The organism is Maritimimonas sp. 2205BS37-2 (assembly GCF_056591755.1).
This window is the reverse complement of record NZ_JBWQOI010000001.1, coordinates 448,312-465,716: the sequence shown is the minus strand read 5'-3', so window position 1 is coordinate 465,716 and position 17,405 is coordinate 448,312. Positions and strand designations below refer to the sequence as shown.

Annotated in this window: 21 protein-coding genes; 9 read left to right on the top strand and 12 right to left on the bottom strand. The window is 34.3% G+C overall.

Annotated elements, in window-relative coordinates:
• Positions 1 to 2 precede the first annotated feature (2 nt).
• From AC1EUU_RS02070 to AC1EUU_RS02035, 8 genes are all read left to right on the top strand, one after another.
• The gene (locus tag AC1EUU_RS02070; RefSeq protein ID WP_480199719.1) at positions 3 to 1,403 is read left to right on the top strand and encodes an FAD-dependent oxidoreductase; all 1,401 of its coding nucleotides are present in this window, start codon (positions 3 to 5) and stop codon (positions 1,401 to 1,403) included.
• A 4-nt stretch (positions 1,404 to 1,407) separates the two neighbouring features.
• Positions 1,408 to 1,809: a RidA family protein gene (locus AC1EUU_RS02065; RefSeq protein ID WP_480199718.1), complete on the top strand. Its 402-nt coding sequence runs from the start codon at positions 1,408 to 1,410 to the stop codon at positions 1,807 to 1,809.
• Positions 1,806 to 3,245: an aldehyde dehydrogenase gene (locus AC1EUU_RS02060; RefSeq protein WP_480199717.1), complete on the top strand. Its 1,440-nt coding sequence runs from the start codon at positions 1,806 to 1,808 to the stop codon at positions 3,243 to 3,245. The genes AC1EUU_RS02065 and AC1EUU_RS02060 overlap by 4 nt, the downstream gene beginning before the upstream one ends.
• A gap of 53 nt (positions 3,246 to 3,298) precedes the next feature.
• The gene (locus tag AC1EUU_RS02055; RefSeq protein ID WP_480199716.1) at positions 3,299 to 3,691 is read left to right on the top strand and encodes a GNAT family N-acetyltransferase; all 393 of its coding nucleotides are present in this window, start codon (positions 3,299 to 3,301) and stop codon (positions 3,689 to 3,691) included.
• On the top strand, positions 3,692 to 4,477 hold the full coding sequence (locus tag AC1EUU_RS02050; RefSeq protein ID WP_480199715.1) for an SDR family oxidoreductase: 786 nt from the start codon (positions 3,692 to 3,694) through the stop codon (positions 4,475 to 4,477). It begins immediately after the preceding gene.
• A 94-nt stretch (positions 4,478 to 4,571) separates the two neighbouring features.
• Positions 4,572 to 5,111 carry a 3-hydroxyanthranilate 3,4-dioxygenase gene (locus AC1EUU_RS02045; RefSeq protein ID WP_480199714.1) on the top strand — a complete coding sequence of 180 codons (540 nt, stop codon included), beginning with the start codon at positions 4,572 to 4,574 and terminating at the stop codon, positions 5,109 to 5,111.
• On the top strand, positions 5,104 to 5,514 hold the full coding sequence (locus AC1EUU_RS02040) for a PaaI family thioesterase (RefSeq protein ID WP_480199713.1): 411 nt from the start codon (positions 5,104 to 5,106) through the stop codon (positions 5,512 to 5,514). The genes AC1EUU_RS02045 and AC1EUU_RS02040 overlap by 8 nt, the downstream gene beginning before the upstream one ends.
• Positions 5,515 to 5,585: 71 nt before the next feature.
• Positions 5,586 to 6,671, top strand: coding sequence for an amidohydrolase family protein (locus AC1EUU_RS02035; protein WP_480199712.1), 1,086 nt, complete (start codon positions 5,586 to 5,588; stop codon positions 6,669 to 6,671).
• Between the two features lie 11 nt (positions 6,672 to 6,682).
• Here the strand turns inward: AC1EUU_RS02035 and AC1EUU_RS02030 are convergent, their stop codons facing one another.
• The 12 genes from AC1EUU_RS02030 to AC1EUU_RS01975 all read right to left on the bottom strand — a co-directional run bounded on the left by AC1EUU_RS02030 (position 6,683) and on the right by AC1EUU_RS01975 (position 16,388).
• Complete coding sequence (locus tag AC1EUU_RS02030) at positions 6,683 to 7,408, bottom strand: tetratricopeptide repeat protein (protein WP_480199711.1); 726 nt, start codon at positions 7,406 to 7,408, stop codon at positions 6,683 to 6,685.
• 113 nt (positions 7,409 to 7,521) lie between these two features.
• A complete protein-coding gene (locus AC1EUU_RS02025) occupies positions 7,522 to 7,935 on the bottom strand; it encodes a hypothetical protein (RefSeq protein WP_480199710.1) in 414 nt (137 codons plus the stop codon).
• Between the two features lie 37 nt (positions 7,936 to 7,972).
• Positions 7,973 to 8,575 carry a hypothetical protein gene (locus AC1EUU_RS02020; protein WP_480199709.1) on the bottom strand — a complete coding sequence of 201 codons (603 nt, stop codon included), beginning with the start codon at positions 8,573 to 8,575 and terminating at the stop codon, positions 7,973 to 7,975.
• Positions 8,576 to 8,692: 117 nt separating this feature from the next.
• The gene (locus AC1EUU_RS02015; protein WP_480199708.1) at positions 8,693 to 9,235 is read right to left on the bottom strand and encodes a hypothetical protein; all 543 of its coding nucleotides are present in this window, start codon (positions 9,233 to 9,235) and stop codon (positions 8,693 to 8,695) included.
• A gap of 115 nt (positions 9,236 to 9,350) precedes the next feature.
• Entirely contained in the window at positions 9,351 to 10,028 is a 678-nt protein-coding gene (locus AC1EUU_RS02010; RefSeq protein WP_480199707.1) for a helix-turn-helix transcriptional regulator, read from the bottom strand.
• Between the two features lie 73 nt (positions 10,029 to 10,101).
• Positions 10,102 to 11,262 (bottom strand): 4-hydroxyphenylpyruvate dioxygenase, encoded by a 1,161-nt coding sequence (gene hppD / locus AC1EUU_RS02005; RefSeq protein WP_480199706.1) that lies wholly within the window; start codon positions 11,260 to 11,262, stop codon positions 10,102 to 10,104.
• An 11-nt stretch (positions 11,263 to 11,273) separates the two neighbouring features.
• Complete coding sequence (locus AC1EUU_RS02000; RefSeq protein WP_480199705.1) at positions 11,274 to 12,440, bottom strand: homogentisate 1,2-dioxygenase; 1,167 nt, start codon at positions 12,438 to 12,440, stop codon at positions 11,274 to 11,276.
• 158 nt (positions 12,441 to 12,598) lie between these two features.
• On the bottom strand, positions 12,599 to 12,928 hold the full coding sequence (locus tag AC1EUU_RS01995; protein WP_480199704.1) for a 2Fe-2S iron-sulfur cluster-binding family protein: 330 nt from the start codon (positions 12,926 to 12,928) through the stop codon (positions 12,599 to 12,601).
• Positions 12,921 to 13,829 (bottom strand): sterol desaturase family protein, encoded by a 909-nt coding sequence (locus AC1EUU_RS01990; protein WP_480199703.1) that lies wholly within the window; start codon positions 13,827 to 13,829, stop codon positions 12,921 to 12,923. Before AC1EUU_RS01990 ends, AC1EUU_RS01995 begins: the two co-directional genes overlap by 8 nt.
• A gap of 63 nt (positions 13,830 to 13,892) precedes the next feature.
• Positions 13,893 to 14,945, bottom strand: a complete 1,053-nt coding sequence (locus AC1EUU_RS01985; RefSeq protein WP_480199702.1) for an NAD(P)/FAD-dependent oxidoreductase — start codon at positions 14,943 to 14,945, stop codon at positions 13,893 to 13,895.
• Positions 14,946 to 15,011: 66 nt separating this feature from the next.
• A complete protein-coding gene (locus AC1EUU_RS01980; protein ID WP_480199701.1) occupies positions 15,012 to 15,248 on the bottom strand; it encodes a NifU family protein in 237 nt (78 codons plus the stop codon).
• Between the two features lie 3 nt (positions 15,249 to 15,251).
• Positions 15,252 to 16,388, bottom strand: a complete 1,137-nt coding sequence (locus AC1EUU_RS01975; RefSeq protein ID WP_480199700.1) for an Mrp/NBP35 family ATP-binding protein — start codon at positions 16,386 to 16,388, stop codon at positions 15,252 to 15,254.
• A gap of 114 nt (positions 16,389 to 16,502) precedes the next feature.
• On the opposite strand from AC1EUU_RS01975, the gene AC1EUU_RS01970 reads away from it, so the two are divergent.
• Positions 16,503 to 17,399 (top strand): sterol desaturase family protein, encoded by an 897-nt coding sequence (locus AC1EUU_RS01970; RefSeq protein WP_480199699.1) that lies wholly within the window; start codon positions 16,503 to 16,505, stop codon positions 17,397 to 17,399.
• The last annotated feature ends 6 nt before the right edge of the window (positions 17,400 to 17,405 follow it).

Below are 17,405 nucleotides of genomic sequence, written 5' to 3'. Positions count from 1 at the left end.
TAATGACTTCTAAAAAAGAAAATATCTTAATTATAGGAGCCGGATTATGTGGTTCTCTCCTCGCATTACGGTTAGCTCAACGCGGTTATAGTGTAAACGTCTATGAAAGTAGGCCAGACTTACGAATCACCGATATATCAGCTGGCAGGTCTATTAATTTAGCTTTATCTGATAGAGGGTTCAAAGCGTTACGACTAGCAGGCGTTGAAGACCAAGCCCGTGATATTTGTATACCCATGGTTGGGCGCTTGATACATGATATCGAAGGGAATACCTTCCCTTCAAACTATTCTGGTAGAAGCGGAGAACATATTAATTCAATTTCTAGAGGAGATCTTAATGGATTACTACTTACTGAAGCTGATCGATTTGATAACTTAACCATTCATTTTAATTCAGAATGTAAAAATGTAGATCTAGATTCAAACACAGCCACTTTTTTTGACCATACAAAAAAAGAGCAATTTAATGTTACTGCCGATGTAATTTTTGGAACAGATGGTGCAGGTTCGGCACTTCGAAAGAGTTATTATTTAGAACGTAAATTCTTATTCAGTTTTTCTCAGAATTTCTTGACTCATGGTTATAAAGAATTGGAAATTCCTGCTTCCAAAGAAGGCAGACATTTAATTAGCAAAGATCACTTACATATTTGGCCAAGAGGTGATTATATGCTGATAGCTTTAGCAAACCTTGATGGTAGTTTTACCGTTACACTGTTTTTAAGTTATGATGAAGGCGAGTACAATTTTAATAATTTAAGAACTCCAGAAAGAGTGAAAGAGTTCTTTGAAACACAATTTCCAGATGCTGTGGCATTAATACCGGATATTGCCTCAGAATTCTTTAATAATCCAACAGGTGCTCTAGGTACCGTAAAATGTTCTCCTTGGTATTATAAAAATCAAACTTTATTAATGGGTGATGCCGCGCATGCCATAGTTCCATTTTATGGTCAAGGAATGAACGCCTCCTTTGAGGACGTAACTGTTTTTGATACCATTCTTGACAAACATGAGGGCGATTGGGAAACTGTATTTAAAATTTTTGAAAAGCAACGCAAAGTAGATACCGATGCTATTGCAGATCTCGCTATTGACAATTATTTTGAAATGCGAGATCATGTAGCGAATCCTTTATTTAAAGAAAAACGTAAATTAGAAATGGCATTTGAAGAGCATTTTCCTGATGACTATTTTTCAAAATATTCTATGGTAACCTTTAATGAAGAATTGCCTTATTATCAAGCAATGATCAAAGGGAGAGCACAAGATAAAGCTATCTTAAATATGATAGCTGACAACGAAATTAATATTAATGACGATTTAAGTGAATTATTAAAAAAAGTGCAAGAAGAGACGAACGAACTTTTAGAAGAGGATAAGATTGCAGGTTTAAAATAAAATTATGAGTGAAAAAGTAACACCTAGAGGAGCCTACCCACACACCAAACGAGTTGGAGATTTTATATTTGTTTCAGGTACAAGTTCACGAAAACCAGACAATAGTATTGCAGGAGTAGATATTATTGATGAAATGGGCACCAAACGATTAAATATTGAGGTGCAAACGCGTGAAGTATTACGAAATATTGAAAGGAATTTAGCTAAAGAAGGTGCTTCGCTTAAAGATGTTGTAGACGTTACTTCGTTTTTAGTAAACATGAACGACTTTGCCGGATATAACAAAGCATATGCGGAATTTTTTGACAAAGAAACCGGGCCAACACGAACAACTGTTGCAGTACACCAATTACCGCACCCAGATTTGGTAGTGGAAATTAAAGTAATGGCTTATAAAAAAGTATGAAGATCCAAAACTATATAAACGGTCAATTTGCCCCTCCCATCGCTAATGAGTGGATAGACAATTATTGCCCGGCCGATGGAGAAATCTATGGGCAAATACCTAATTCATCCAAAGATGATGTAGAAGTAGCATACATCGCTGCTAAAATGGCTTTTGAGTCATGGTCAAACACTTCTTTTGAAAAGCGAAGTAGAATTATGCTCAAAATTTCAGAGCTTATCGAACAAAATCTCGATAGGCTTGCAGAAGCCGAAAGTAAAGACAATGGTAAGCCTATCTGGTTAGCAAAGGCTGTTGACATACCAAGAGCATCGAGTAACTTTCGATTTTTTGCCAATGCTATAACACAATTTGCTAGTGAAAGTCATGAAAGTGTTGGTCACGATGCCATGAATTATACACTTAGGCAACCTATTGGAGTCGTTGGTTGTATTTCACCTTGGAATCTCCCACTCTATCTCTTTACATGGAAGATAGCACCAGCTATAGCAGCTGGTAATTGTGTGGTTGCAAAGCCTAGTGAAGTAACACCTATGACAGCTTACTTATTAGGTGAGATATGTACCGAAGCTGGTTTACCAAATGGTGTTCTAAATATTGTACATGGATTTGGAACTACTGCAGGGCAAGCCATTGTAGAACATCCAGATATTAAAGCCATTTCATTTACCGGTGGTACTACCACAGGTGCCCATATAGCAAAAGTAGCAGTGCCTATGTTCAAAAAATTGTCTTTAGAGTTGGGCGGGAAAAATCCAAATATCATATTTGCTGATTGCGATTATCAAGATATGCTGACTACTACCATAAGATCTTCTTTTGGAAATCAAGGCCAAATCTGTCTATGCGGAAGTAGAATTTTCGTTGAAGAATCTATTTATGAACAATTTAAAAAGGACTTTGTAGAAGTTGTATCTAAAAATAAAGTTGGCCATCCGGCGAGCCCAGATACAAAGTTCGGCGCATTAGTATCTAAACAACATTTAGAAAAGGTATTGAACTATGTAGATATTGCTAAAGAAGAAGGTGGCAAGGTATTATATGGAGGAAGTCAATTAACTATAGATGGTTATGAAAATGGATATTATATGGAACCGACCATAATTGAAGTTAAAACCGACGAATGCCGCATCAATCAAGAGGAAGTTTTTGGTCCGGTGGTTACCATTATGCCATTTAAAAAAGAGGAGGAAGTACTAGGTATGGCCAATAAAGTAAATTATGGGCTTTCAGCTACTTTATGGACAAGCGATTTAAAACGTACCATGCGAATGACAAAAGAATTACATGCAGGGATTGTTTGGGTAAACACTTGGCTCATGCGTGACTTGCGTACGCCATTTGGTGGTGTTAAAGATTCTGGCGTTGGTCGTGAAGGTGGTTTTGAGGCATTGCGCTTTTTTACAGAACCTAAAAATGTGTGTATAAAGTATTAAATATCTTGATAGAAATACAAAAAGACATATTTTTCTCTTCTAATTATGAAGACATGGATTTAAAAAAGATCTTTGATTTTGTAAAGAATTCATATTGGGGAGTAACACGCACTTTTGATGAGCAAAAATTAGCAATGGAAAACTCTATCAACTTCGGGTTATTTTATAAAGATCAACAAATAGCCTATAGTAGAGTAATGACTGATAAAGTTTTCTTTGCTTATTTATTAGATGTATTTGTAATCGAGTCATTTCAAGGCAGAGGCCTTGGGAAGTTATTAATGGAAAAAATATTAAATTTTGACTCTTTAAAAAATGTGGATAAATGGATGCTTGCAACCAGAGATGCGCATGGATTATATCGTCAATTTGGATTTGAACCTGTAAAAGATCCAACAAAATTAATGGATAAAATGAGCCCTAGAGCTAAAAAAATATATGAATAAATGAACCTAAATCTAACTAAAAAAAATGCTTTGGTGTGCGGTAGCACGCAAGGAATTGGTAAAGCTTCAGCTATTGCTTTAGCCGATCTCGGAGCGAACGTTACACTCATTGCCCGCAACGAAGAAAAACTAAAAGAAGTAGTTTCTGAGTTACCAAACAAATATCAAGATCATAATTATATTGTGGCTGATTTTACTAATCCTGAAGAAGTTGGGAAAAAAGTAGCTGAAGACCTTAAACGTGTTGGTACATATCATATTTTAATTAATAATACAGGCGGACCAGCTGGTGGGCCGGTTTTTTCTGCAGCCGTTGATTCATTTGAAAAAGCATTCACGCAGCATCTAAAATGTAATCATATTCTTACTCAAACAGTTGTTCCAGGTATGAAAGAAGCAGATTATGGGCGCATCATCAATATTATTTCTACCTCGGTTAAACAACCCCTAGATGGTCTCGGAGTTAGTAATACAATTCGTGGAGCCGTAGCTAATTGGAGTAAAACACTGGCGAATGAACTTGGTGAGTTTGGAATCACGGTGAATAATGTATTACCAGGCGCTACTTCCACCGAACGTTTAAGCGAGATTATAAAAAACAAAGCAGCTAAAACAGGAAAATCTACAGATGAGATTTCAAGAGCAATGAAAAACGGAATTCCTGCGAAACGGTTTGCTCAGCCTGGTGAAATTGCAAATGCTGTAGCATTTTTAGCAAGTGAGGCGGCAAGTTATATCAATGGAATTAATGTTCCCGTTGATGGTGGTAGAACAAAATCTTTGTAACTTAGACAAGAGAACAAAGAAATGAGACAAAAAAACCTTTGAAATTTGTCTTTTATCAATTGTCTAATAGCTAACATCTTAAATCTTAAAAAATATGAGCAGTTTAGTATCTCCAATAAATTTTAAAGAATGGATTGAAGAAAACAGACATTTATTAAAACCTCCTGTTGGTAATAAGGTAGTATGGAAAAATGGCGATTTTATCGTAATGGTAGTTGGAGGGCCAAATAGTAGAAAAGATTATCATTATAATGAAACACCAGAGTTTTTCTATCAAGTTGAAGGCGATATTGTCTTGAAAGTTATTGATAAAGGCACTCCAAAAGACATCCATATTCGTGAAGGCGAAATATTTCTGTTACCACCAAAAGTACCACATTCACCTCAACGTGGAGCCAATACCGTAGGGTTAGTAATTGAATATCCAAGAGAAAAAGGGGTACAAGATGCTCTACTCTGGTTTTGTGAAAACTGCACCACGAAATTATATGAAGAAGATTTTACACTAGATAATATAGAAACTGATATGCCTAAAATCTTCGATCAATATTATAATGATTTAGAGAAACGATCCTGCCCCAACTGTAATGCAGTTATGGAACCGCCAAAAAAAGTACAATTAGAGCATGATTGAAGCTTCTAAGGACAGTTTCTATAGACAAGGTTTTATGAAAACCTTAGGCGCTAAATTGATTTCCATTAAAGAAGGGTTGGTAAAAATAGAATGTGACTTTAATGAAAAACTCACACAGCAACATGGCTATTTTCATGCTGGTGTATTAACCAGCTTGGCAGATGTGGCCTGTGGTTATGCTGCACACTCAATGATGCCAGATGGATCTGATGTATTAAGCGTTGAATTCAAAACCAATTTCATTAGAGCTGCAAAAGCAAGTAAAATTGTAGCAATTGGTAAAGTTGTTAAAAGTGGTAAAACATTAACTTTCTGCGAAGCTAAAGTTACAGATGGAGATGAAAACTTGGTTTTTGCAACTATGCAAGCCACAATGATTTGTTTAAAAAAAGAGCAATTATAATTCCGTGCTCGAAACGGAATCTAAATAGAATATAACATTTAAAAAAATGCTCACTTTCGTGGGAAATTAATATGAGCAAAAGAAAGTTAAGAATTAATGGTCATTCGCATTTACTACCCTATCCTGAGGAAATTCCTCAGTTTATGAAAGATAAAGGCATCTTTTGGGTAGATAAAGATCGAAAATTTATGTTACAAAAAGATTGGAGCCGTCCAGTAACAGATTCTAGTTTCTTTTTAAATGAAAAGTTAGAATGGATGGATCGTTTTGATATAGATCATGCGGTAGTTCTAAATCTTTCACAGCTTTATGGAAATGGGCTTCGTTTAGAGGAAATGAAACAAGCATTGAGGTTTCAGAATGATTTCAATGCGCGTATTCAGCATGAAAATCCAGGTAAATTTACTTGCGGTTTCGTGGTACATCCAGGATTTGTAAGAGGTGCCTGTTGGGAAATAGAACGTTGTGTAGAAGTATTAGGAATGCGATTGCTATGTTTGCCAACACACTATATGGATACCATTGGCACCTGGCGATGCATTTTTGATGAAGAAAACGAACCCATATTTGAATTAGCAAATAAATATAATTTAGCCGTTGAAATTCACCCCTATGATGGTGAAAAATTCATTAAATTAGAAAATACTTCTTGGCGTTTTCATTTAATCTGGATGCTTGCTCAGTGTGCAGATGCCTATCATTTCTTGACTTTAAATGGATATTATGAAAAATATCCTAACATGCGCATTTGCTTTGCTCATGGTGGACAATTAGCACAAATTAATTTAGGGCGACGTATTCAAGGTTTCGATGGACGACGAGATTTATTTGAAGAAAAAGTGCATCCGCGTAAGGCAGTTGGGCATAAGAATATTTTCTTTGATACTCTTGTACATGATACGGGCTCTTTGAAATTACTCATTGAAAATCAAACTTCAAAACAAGTTCTTATAGGTTTAGATGACCCTTATCCATTAGGGGAAATGGAAAGTACAACACAATCTTCCTATCCCGGAAAGATTTTAGACCTCGCAATAGACAGAGCGATCATTACAGAAACCGAAAAGGATGCGATGTGGGAAGATAATGTTTTACAATGGTTATATGGCGATGATGAAAAAGCTAAGCAACAATTAATTGATAAAATAGTGTTATAACTCTGTTTATTCTAGTTATTTTTTGAGGAATCAATTTTGGCCTTAATCTCAATGATTTCTTCTGGTATCCAATCGAAAGATTTATCAAGCTCATAAGCTTTTTGCTTTAATTCTAATGCTTCTTTATACTTTCCGAGCTGAAGCATTAAATCTGCTTTAGAATCGTATGGATTTCCATTTTTAGGTTCACATCTTATGAAGTTATTAAAAGCTTCCTCCGCCTTATTAAATTGTTTATTATTTATGAATGCATACCCCAAAATATTATAGCCAGATCCATAGTTTTTATCTAGTTCTACAGATTTTTCTCCTGCTTTGATAGCCAGAGCTGGATTTTTTCTAAAAAGTAAAAAGCAAATAGTATGATGGAGATATTTATCATCAGAACATAATGCCGCCAATTCGAATAACCTTTTTTCTTTTAGGTCATCTGGATGGTTTAATCGATATTCTGTAGCCTCCACCAGCATTTGTTCTTCTTTGGAAACCAGATGTTTATATTTCTTAGCAAGTTCATGATTCGATCTCTTTACTGAATCATTTAATGCATACATCGAAATATAATTATACATTCTTACAAAAGAGCTATCATGCTCAATCGCTCCCTTATAATGCACTTCAGGACTGTTGTTTAGTCCATTTTGAACTAAGGTGCGCGCTTTTATAAAATGCTCTTTTGCATTTTGAGAAGATGTAGTAATTGGAACTGTTTTCAATAGTTTTTCTTTAGTATTCATTCGACCGTTTTTGCAGGATGTAATTGTAATGAATAATAATAAGATCATTAACCTCATATCTTTGATGTTTATTTAGTTTTTTTCCTTCTGTAACCTCCATTTGGGTTCATTAATTAAACATTAGCAACCTCATCACTCCAAATTACCGAAGCAATCTTCCAACCGTTGTTAATTTTTACAAGCTGAAAAATCTTAAGCCCCTTTGTTTCAAAATATTTACCATTAGACTTTCCTGATTTTCTATAATAGCTCGTTCTGTGAGCAATTCTTCCAAAAACGTTGGTTTCTGAAGAAGTTTCTTTTTCTAGAAAATCAATTAAAGTACCATCTTTTAGAATTCTCTCTCTTGGTTCAATAAAGCTCTTTATATTGTAAACTATAGGGCTGCTATTTGTATGGTTGATGATTATCGCTTCAGGAACTAATAAATCATAAATCTTGTTTAAATCTGGTAATTGCTTAACATTTGTAAAGACACTGTAAAAAGTAATTACCAGATTGTTAATATTTTCGTTATCATAATTCATTTCTCACAAAGCTAGTTTAACATTAAAAGTTGGCAGCTTACTCAATAGTAAATTCATACAGTCCATTTTCATTTGCATTTACAATGGAAGTGTATAGATCAATTTGTTCATTTATATTTTTATCGAATGCAATCCTTACGCTTCTTTCTTCACCGAAGTTTCCGCCATTTCGATAACCTCCCCCAATAAAATAAGTGCCGGGTTCAGATATTTTGATTTTAATTCTGCTAGCAAACGCTTCTTTATCCTCGTAAAATAAGTTTGAAATTGATATTCCGAATGCCAGTTCAGATAAAAACACTTCTCCTAATTCCGCCTCAGCATATTCAAAATTTACTCCTTCTAAATCACCATTACTCGACTTTTTAAATAAATAAAGCCAAAATGAGATCTCTTTTCTTATATCTTGCTCAAAAGAATCAGTTATCAAAAGGTTATGTCCATCAACGGTCATCTGAGAATTAGGAATTGCCGTATTTATGACAATGTAATCTTCTTTAGAAAATATATTTTGATCATTAGCTATACTTACTAGGTTTGGATTTTCTATAGTTTCTATAATCTTAGGTTCGTCGTCACTACACTGAAATGCCGATAATAGAGTAATCAATAAAAAATATAATAAGACTTTCTTTTTCATTTTATAATTGAATTAAAATTATTCTTTTGTGATTTTAGAGTTAGGCTTCTTATACACAAAACCAAAAATACCTGAATGCAAATCGAAAATATGTAGCCATATGGCTAAAAATTTCAATTATTCAACCTTGGTCATAAACATATACCAGTTCCACTCCCAAGTTTTACCTTTATCTTTTGAAAAAGCTTGGCACCAATTAGGATTAGAAGGGTTCGTTGCATCCCAGCGAAAAACAACAATAATATCTTCACTATTAAATGTGTCTTTTGTAAAAAAATATCCAACTTTATTTTCAAATGAGCCTACAACCGGTAGATCAAATTTTCCTCGATTCGAATCTGCCCAATACATGCTCCACAATTTTGTTTCAGGATCAAAAAGCCGTACCGTCATTCCTTCAAACGGTTTACCATCTCGTGTCGCTAAAAAATTATCAATATTACCTAAACCATGTAGAATTTTATACATTTCTTGGGTAGACTCAAATTCGATCCATTCATTAGAATTATTAAAGATTGATTTTCTCTTTTTATTTATCAACTTAAACTTCCCTTGATAAAAATCAAAGTCATTTTTAGAAGACGTAATGCTTGGCTTAATAATTAACTCTCCAGCAGCATCAAAAGAAACCTTTGGAACTTCAAAATTTTGAATAATCATGTTTTGAGATTTTACAGATAAAAAATTAATAATAAAGATTGTTGTAATTAAATATTTCATGCTGCAAGTATAAAAAGCACTAATGACAACCCTATGTCAGTAAAACTTAGAAAAATTAAAAACTTTTTAAATAATCTTGAATGGTATATGAATGTTCATTTTTAAAAGGCTGATTTACATTGGTTAACTGAAGAATATTATTAAGCTTAAAATCTCTATAATCTTTTCTCAAATGACACCAGGCAATAAGATGCCATTGATTGGTATAAAAAATTAAACCTATTGCCTCAATTTCCCTTTGCGTTTTGTTACTTTTTTTATCAATATAATCAATTCTTAAAATATTTTTATCGGTAATAGCATTCTGAACTTTAGATAGATAATACTTCTTATCATTAGAATTTTGTGGTATATATACTTCAACTTTAGATTGAATCCTTTCAAATTTCTTCCAATCCTGAAACTTAAGTACAGCTCTTATTTTGTCGAGTGCTTGCTGTGATTCTTTTACAACAGAATCATCGGTGAATTTTGCCGCTAGTGATTGTAATAATAATAATGAATTGGCTTCATCTATTGTAAAAGTTAACGGAGGTAAAAAATAACCTTGTACTAAGGCATATCCTTTATTTGGTTCAAGATAAATCGGAACTCCTATTTCATTTAAAGCCTTAATATCTCTATATATTGTTCTAATACTAAGGTTATATTTTTCTGATAAGGCCTCTGCAGTAACATGTTTTTTTGACTGTAGCGTTAGCAAGAGATTCATTAATCGGTCAATTCTGTTCATTTAAGGTTTTTCTTAGTAAAGTAAAAAAGCCTCAGTAAGTGAGGCTTTTTAAAAAAAAGGTATTAAAATATTATTATAAGGTGCCCCTATTCGCTTGCTCTCTTTCGATAGCTTCAAATAAGGCTTTAAAATTACCAACCCCAAAAGATTGTGCTCCTTTACGTTGTATAATCTCAAAGAACATCGTAGGTCTATCTACCACTGGCTTTGTAAACAACTGCAACAAATAACCTTCTTCATCTCTATCAATTAGAATTCCATGTTCTTTAAGAACCTCAACATCTTCATCGATCTTACCTACACGTTCTAAAAGATCGTCATAATAGGTCTCGGGTACATATAAAAATTCAACACCGCGATCGCGCATGGCCGAAACCGTCGCAACAATGTCATTGGTTGCTACAGCAATATGCTGTACTCCTGCTCCATTATAGAACTCTAAATACTCTTCAATTTGCGATTTTTTCTTTCCCTCAGCAGGCTCATTAATTGGAAATTTAATTCTACCATTACCATTACTCATTACCTTACTCATCAGCGCAGTATAATCTGTTGAAATATCATCATCAGTAAATGAAATAATTTGCGCAAAGCCCATTACCCTAGCATAGAATTCACACCATTCTTTCATTTTCCCCCAACCAACATTACCAACCATATGGTCTATGAACTTTAATCCAACGGGCTCAGGATTATAATGTGATTCCCATTTCTGGTACCCCGGTAGAAAGATGCCATTATAATTTTTTCGCTCCACAAAAACATGAACCGTTTCACCATAGGTATAAATTCCCGAGCGAATTACATATCCATTTTCATCTTCCTCTTTTGTAGGCTTCATAAAAGGTTTTGCACCTCGTTTTGTGGTTTCTTCAAATGCTTTTGTAGCATCATCAACCCAAAGTGCAACCACTTTTACGCCATCACCATGTTCTTCAATATGTCTATTAATTTCACCTCCTTTTTCTAGTGGTGTTGTTAATACCAATCTAATTTTATCTTGTTTTAGAACATAAGAAACACGGTCTTTCAATCCGGTTTCCAGTCCGGCATAAGCTTCCGATTGAAATCCGAATGCCGTTTTGTAGAAATGGGCTGATTGCTTCGCATTGCCAACATATAATTCTACATAATCTGTTCCATTTAACGGAAGAAAATCTTCTGCTTCATCAAATATTTTTTTAATACCATATTCGGTATTTTGTAAATCTGTTAAATCTTTTATTCCTGCCATTTTGTTTTTTTTTAATGATTTTCATCTAACCACGAAGTGTGATAATCTCCTGTATCAATTTTTACTGCTTCTGCAGTTACCATTAATGGTTTAAAAGTATCGACCATTACTGCCAATTCTTCTGTTTCAGTTTGTCCGATACTACGTTCCATTGCTCCGGGATGTGGACCATGCGGAATACCAGCCGGATGTAATGTGATTTGACCAATATCGATATTATTTCTGCTCATAAAATCGCCATCAACATAATACAACACCTCATCAGAATCGATATTGCTATGATTGTAAGGTGCTGGTATTGCCTTTGGATGATAATCATACAACCTTGGTACAAACGAGCAAATTACGAAAGCGCTCGTCTCAAAAGTTTGATGCACCGGAGGTGGTTGATGCACTCTACCAGTTATAGGCTCGAAATCATGAATAGAAAATTTATACGGATAATTGTAACCATCCCAACCAACAACACTAAATGGATGATAGCCATATACATATTCATGAATCATATCTTGCTTTTTAACTTTCAAGATAAAATCTCCTTTATCAGTATAGGTTTCTAGTTCGTTTGGTGGATGCATATCACGTTCACAAAAAGGTGCGTGTTCTAAATGCTGTCCGAACCAATTTCGATAGCGTTTCGGTGTATAAATAGGGTGCTTTGATTCTACAATGAATAAACGATTGTCTTCGGTATCAAAATCAATTTGATAGATCATACCACGAGGGATCACTAAGTAATCTCCGTATTCAAAATTGATATTTCCTAAAAAGGTTCTTAGCTTTCCTGTTCCTTTATGAATAAAGATCACCTCGTCAGAATCAGTATTCTTATAAAAATAATCTCGCAATGACTTCTTAGGAGCCGCCAATATGATATGACAATCATTATTAACTAAAATAGCTTTTCTACTTTCTAAAAAATCATCAATAGCGGGAACCTGAAATCCGTTAAGACTCATTGATTTCATGTTCTTTTCTACTGCAATTTTTGGCGCTACACTATACGACCTTAAAACTTCTTTTACCTGTGTAGGTCGGTGTGTGTGATATAATAGCGATGACATTCCGTCAAAACCAATAGTACCAAATAATTCTTCGTAATAATAGTTCCCTTCAGGGCTTTTAAAAATGGTATGCCTCTTTGAAGGTATTGAACCTAATTTATGATATCTGGGCATTTTTTATATTTTAATGTTATACAATAAAGTTCTCTAATCAAGCTGATTAGGACTTCATTCTGGGTTTCTCTTGATCAAGAATTTGAGAAGTAATAATAATTCTTCGTAAGACGATTGCATCTTCTGTAACATTAACTACTCAAAGATACAGAATAATTTTAAGATTCAGGAGCTAATTCAACTTCTAACCCATCCAATTCTGGAGTAATATGTATTTGGCATCCTAAACGGCTATTGTCTTCTACATAAAAGGCTTCAGCTAACATTAAATCTTCATCTGGCGACATCTCTGGTAATTCATGGTCTGACTTAACATAACACTGGCATGAAGCACACATTGCCATACCTCCGCATACGCCAATGGTACCTTCTGGCGCCAATTCATACGAACGTACTACTTCCATAAGATTCATTGCCATATCGGTAGGGGCAAGAATTTCATGAAATACTCCTTCTCTATCGGTAATTTTAATGGTAATATCAGACATTTTCTAATTCCTTTAATTTTTTTCTTAACACTTTCGCACGTTTATCTTCTCCATCATGGCTCCAACCTGGTGCATAAAATATATACTTTAATTTATCAGATACCTTGGTTGCTCGCTTCACATCTTTATAAATAGCGGCATACTCATGCGTAGCTACTTTAACCGGATGAAAAGTTTCTATATTTATTGTTAACCCATAAACCGGATGATCAATTTTCTTGACTTCTTCAGAAAATGTGCCAAATATACGGTCCCAAATAATAAAAATACCAGCGTGATTACAATCTAAGTAACGAATATTTGATGCATGATGTACTCTATGATGTGAAGGTGTATTGAAAATAAATTCGATGGGTTTTGGAAGTTTATCTACTAATTCTGTATGAATAAAAAACTGATAAATAAGGCTAATTCCCATCATAGTAAACATCATAAGAGGATCAAATCCTAATAACGGAATCCAAATCCAAAACAAAAATTTATGAATACGCTCTCCAACCCCTTGTCGTAAGGCCGTTCCAAGGTTTAGGTAGACCGAAGAATGATGTGGTACATGCCCTGCCCAAAATAAACGAACTTCATGATTCATTCTGTGAAACCAATAATAGGCAAAGTCATCTGCAAAAATCAGTATTACCCAAGCCCACCACTGACGTTGTACAATATCTCTAAGCGGACTAATTTCATGTAGATAGAAAAAGACTATAAAGGCTAAAACTTTGGGAATAAATTCAATAATCCCAGAAAAGATCATCATTAATAATGACACTCCTGTATCTTTAGCGTAGTACTTTTCTTTGGCAATAAAGTACTCTATTACCATAGCAAATAGAAATACAGGAACTGCAAAATAGATAAGCTTATCTTGCGATAGTTGCTGTATGTACTCTAAAAAAGTCATTTTTATAATAATGAAATTCCGAAATAATATTGAATTAAGCTTAGCACAGGGTTTAGGATGATGTTATTCTATTTTTTTGACCACAGCCTTTGGTGCTTCTTTCTTTGTTCCATCAAAACCTTCAACACCACCTACAGTTGTATATTTCATAACATATTTTTTATCGGGATGAATGCGTTTATAAGCACTTTGACACATAAGTGTTGCCTCATGAAACCCGCATAAAATAAGTTTCAACTTACCGGGATAGGTATTTACATCACCAATGGCATATATACCCGGAATATTCGTTTGATAATCAAGGGCATTGTTCACCTTAATTGCATTTTTCTCGATTTCTAGACCCCAATTGGCAATAGGCCCTAATTTAGGTGCCAATCCGAATAAAGGAATAAAATGATCTGTTTCTAATACAAATGATTCTCCAGATTTATGAACTTCAACACCCGTAACATGACCTTTGCCAATAATTCCTTTTACTTCAGCAGGAGTAATAAGGGTAATTTTACCCTCATTTTTAAGTTCTTGAACCTTATCAACACTATCTAAAGCTCCTCTAAATTCGTTTCTTCGATGAATTAAAGTAACTGATTTGGCTATATCTGTTAAGAATATTGACCAGTCTAAGGCTGAATCTCCGCCACCGGCTATAACTACTTTTTTATCGCGATAAATCTCTGGTTCGCGAATCATATATTCAACACCTTTATCTTCGAAATTAGAGATGTTAGGAATTGGTGGTTTTCTTGGTTCAAAGCTTCCTAATCCACCCGCTATTGCAACCACAGGTGCATGATGTTTTGTACCTTTGTTTGTAGTTACTATAAAAGTACCATCATCTTGTTTTTCAATAACATCAGCCCTTTCACCTAAAGTAAATCCAGGTTCAAACTGTTTGCATTGCTCTAATAATTTATCAGTAAGATCTCCAGCAAGAATTTCTGGGTATGCTGGAATATCATAAATTGGTTTTTTGGGGTAAATTTCTGAGCATTGTCCACCAGGCTGTGGCAATGCATCGATTAAATGGCAACGAAGCTTTAATAAGCCTGCCTCAAAAACAGTAAAGAGCCCTGTTGGGCCCGCTCCAATAATTAGTATGTCTGTATTGATCATTTATATAAACTACTGTACAAAACTATCTCGATAACTCCTTTAAAAATATGATAAAAGTCAGCTATTTTAAGCTACACTAATAACCTCTTGAACTTGAGGTGCATATTTTTTTATAGTAGCCTCTACTCCATTTTTTAAGGTCATTTGATTTACAGAGCAACTAATGCATGCTCCTTCTAACTGAACTTTTACTATATCGTTATCAATTGAAACTAATGAAATATTACCGCCATCGGCTTCTAAAAAAGGTCTTATCTCTGTTAAAGCCTTTTCTACATTACTACGTAATTCTTGTTTCTTCATCGTTTAGTTTTTAATGGCACTACAACCTGCCATAGTGGTTATTTTAACTACTTCAGTTGGTGGCAATTCTTTGTTTCGCTGTACTAACTGAGTAACCATATTCTTTGTTATATCTATAAATGCATTCTCTAAAGGAGTTCCTGCTTGTAAGGCTACCGGATGCCCAACATCTCCCGCTTCTCGAATACTTTGTACTAGCGGAATCTCACCTAAAAATGAGGTTTCTAAATCTTCAGCAAGCTCTTTTGCCCCATCTTTTCCAAAAATGTAATACTTATTATCTGGCAACTCTTCAGGAGTAAAATAACTCATGTTCTCTATAAGCCCTAAAACAGGTACCTGAATACTCTTTTGTTCAAACATGGCAACTCCTTTCTTTGCATCGGCTAAAGCAATATTTTGTGGTGTACTTACTATGACAGCTCCTGTTATTGGTACTGCCTGTACAATTGATAAATGAATATCTCCTGTTCCGGGAGGTAGATCAATTAGCATAAAATCTAACTCCCCCCAATCAGCATCAAAAATCATTTGATTCAACGCTTTTGATGCCATAGCACCTCGCCAAATCACTGCTTGATTAGGTTGTGTAAAAAAACCTAATGATAATAGTTTCACACCATAGCTTTCTATGGGTTTCATTTTAGAGCGTCCGTGTACAGTAACAGCAACAGGTTTTTCATCAGCAACATCAAACATTATTGGCATAGATGGTCCATATACATCGGCATCCAGCACTCCTACTTTAAAACCCATCTTAGATAAAGTAATTGCCAAATTGGCTGTAATTGTAGATTTACCCACACCGCCTTTACCTGAAGCCACAGCAATAATATTCTTAATACCTTCAATTTTTTTACCTCTAATAAGGTTCTGTTCAGGTTTTTTTGGTGCATTTACTTTTACATTCACTTTCACATCAGCCTTTTGATATACATGCTCATGTATAGCTTTCATGATCTCCACTTCAACCTTCTTCTTTGCCTGCAATGTAGGGTTTGAAATCATTACATCAACAATAACTTCTTTACCGAAAGTAACTACATTTTGTATCGCTTTACTCTCTACCAAACTCTTTCCCTCTCCTGGGGCTGTAATGGTCTCTAAAGCTTTATATATTTCTTGCTTATCCAGCTTCATATTTATATTCATTCTAAATTACAAAGATACAGAGTTACAACGAGAAAAAGAACCCAACCTATAGATATTATTTATGGTCATATTATGTTATTTTAGCTCGTCTTAATTTTAATAATGGAAGTAATTGATTTAATAAATAAGTTGGCATATCCAATAGCGATTCCATTCTTTATTTTATTAATATTAATTGAGATTTATTTAGGATGGAAAGACCGTCAACAAAACCATGAGCTAAAGGATACGTTCATTAATATAAGCTCGGGGCTAGTTTATTTTATTATAAGTCTATTAACTAAATCGATTAAACTTATACTATTCTTTTATATCTATTCCAATTTTAAAATTTTTACTGTTGATTATAGTGTTTGGTGGAGTTGGCTGTTACTTTTCTTTTTAGATGATTTCACTTTTTATTGGGGTCATAGAATTGCGCATTCTGTATCGTTCTATTGGGCAAGTCATGTGGTGCATCATTCGTCACAACATTTTAATTTTTCTACTGCTTTGCGAAAAACATGGACTTATGATGTTATCGGGCATTTTCTATTTTGGGTTTGGTTAGCCGTATTAGGGTTCCATCCATTGCAAATTTTTGCAATGAAGACCATTAATTTTATTTATCAATATTGGATACATACCGAGAAAATAGGAAAGTTGCCAAAACCAATTGAGCTTATTTTCAATACACCTTCACACCATAGAGTGCATCATGGTTCAGATTTAAAATATTTAGATAGAAATCATGCCGGTGTTCTTATTATCTGGGATAAATTATTTGGCACCTTTCAACCCGAAGAAGAAACTCCTAATTATGGATTAACCGCTAATATTCATACTAATAATTTATTTAAAGTTGAATTTCATGAATGGAAAAGTCTTTTCATAAAAATGAAACATAGCCCAAACTTTTTCACAGCAATGAAACAGCTGCTAATGCCACCAGGATGGAGTCATGATAAAAGCACCTTAACCACTAAAGAAATGAGAAAAGAAACTGCTCGGAATTCGTAAACGATT

What these genes read in the sequence shown, in the direction of transcription:
- AC1EUU_RS02070 (WP_480199719.1), top strand. Translation starts at nt 3, where the DNA reads ATGACTTCTAAAAAAGAAAATATCTTAATTATAGGAGCCGGATTATGT.
- AC1EUU_RS02065 (WP_480199718.1), top strand. Translation starts at nt 1,408, where the DNA reads ATGAGTGAAAAAGTAACACCTAGAGGAGCCTACCCACACACCAAACGA.
- AC1EUU_RS02060 (WP_480199717.1), top strand. Translation starts at nt 1,806, where the DNA reads ATGAAGATCCAAAACTATATAAACGGTCAATTTGCCCCTCCCATCGCT.
- AC1EUU_RS02055 (WP_480199716.1), top strand. Translation starts at nt 3,299, where the DNA reads ATGGATTTAAAAAAGATCTTTGATTTTGTAAAGAATTCATATTGGGGA.
- AC1EUU_RS02050 (WP_480199715.1), top strand. Translation starts at nt 3,692, where the DNA reads ATGAACCTAAATCTAACTAAAAAAAATGCTTTGGTGTGCGGTAGCACG.
- AC1EUU_RS02045 (WP_480199714.1), top strand. Translation starts at nt 4,572, where the DNA reads ATGAGCAGTTTAGTATCTCCAATAAATTTTAAAGAATGGATTGAAGAA.
- AC1EUU_RS02040 (WP_480199713.1), top strand. Translation starts at nt 5,104, where the DNA reads ATGATTGAAGCTTCTAAGGACAGTTTCTATAGACAAGGTTTTATGAAA.
- AC1EUU_RS02035 (WP_480199712.1), top strand. Translation starts at nt 5,586, where the DNA reads ATGAGCAAAAGAAAGTTAAGAATTAATGGTCATTCGCATTTACTACCC.
- AC1EUU_RS02030 (WP_480199711.1), bottom strand. Translation starts at nt 7,408, where the DNA reads ATGAATACTAAAGAAAAACTATTGAAAACAGTTCCAATTACTACATCT.
- AC1EUU_RS02025 (WP_480199710.1), bottom strand. Translation starts at nt 7,935, where the DNA reads ATGAATTATGATAACGAAAATATTAACAATCTGGTAATTACTTTTTAC.
- AC1EUU_RS02020 (WP_480199709.1), bottom strand. Translation starts at nt 8,575, where the DNA reads ATGAAAAAGAAAGTCTTATTATATTTTTTATTGATTACTCTATTATCG.
- AC1EUU_RS02015 (WP_480199708.1), bottom strand. Translation starts at nt 9,235, where the DNA reads ATGATTATTCAAAATTTTGAAGTTCCAAAGGTTTCTTTTGATGCTGCT.
- AC1EUU_RS02010 (WP_480199707.1), bottom strand. Translation starts at nt 10,028, where the DNA reads ATGAACAGAATTGACCGATTAATGAATCTCTTGCTAACGCTACAGTCA.
- hppD (WP_480199706.1), bottom strand. Translation starts at nt 11,262, where the DNA reads ATGGCAGGAATAAAAGATTTAACAGATTTACAAAATACCGAATATGGT.
- AC1EUU_RS02000 (WP_480199705.1), bottom strand. Translation starts at nt 12,440, where the DNA reads ATGCCCAGATATCATAAATTAGGTTCAATACCTTCAAAGAGGCATACC.
- AC1EUU_RS01995 (WP_480199704.1), bottom strand. Translation starts at nt 12,928, where the DNA reads ATGTCTGATATTACCATTAAAATTACCGATAGAGAAGGAGTATTTCAT.
- AC1EUU_RS01990 (WP_480199703.1), bottom strand. Translation starts at nt 13,829, where the DNA reads ATGACTTTTTTAGAGTACATACAGCAACTATCGCAAGATAAGCTTATC.
- AC1EUU_RS01985 (WP_480199702.1), bottom strand. Translation starts at nt 14,945, where the DNA reads ATGATCAATACAGACATACTAATTATTGGAGCGGGCCCAACAGGGCTC.
- AC1EUU_RS01980 (WP_480199701.1), bottom strand. Translation starts at nt 15,248, where the DNA reads ATGAAGAAACAAGAATTACGTAGTAATGTAGAAAAGGCTTTAACAGAG.
- AC1EUU_RS01975 (WP_480199700.1), bottom strand. Translation starts at nt 16,388, where the DNA reads ATGAAGCTGGATAAGCAAGAAATATATAAAGCTTTAGAGACCATTACA.
- AC1EUU_RS01970 (WP_480199699.1), top strand. Translation starts at nt 16,503, where the DNA reads ATGGAAGTAATTGATTTAATAAATAAGTTGGCATATCCAATAGCGATT.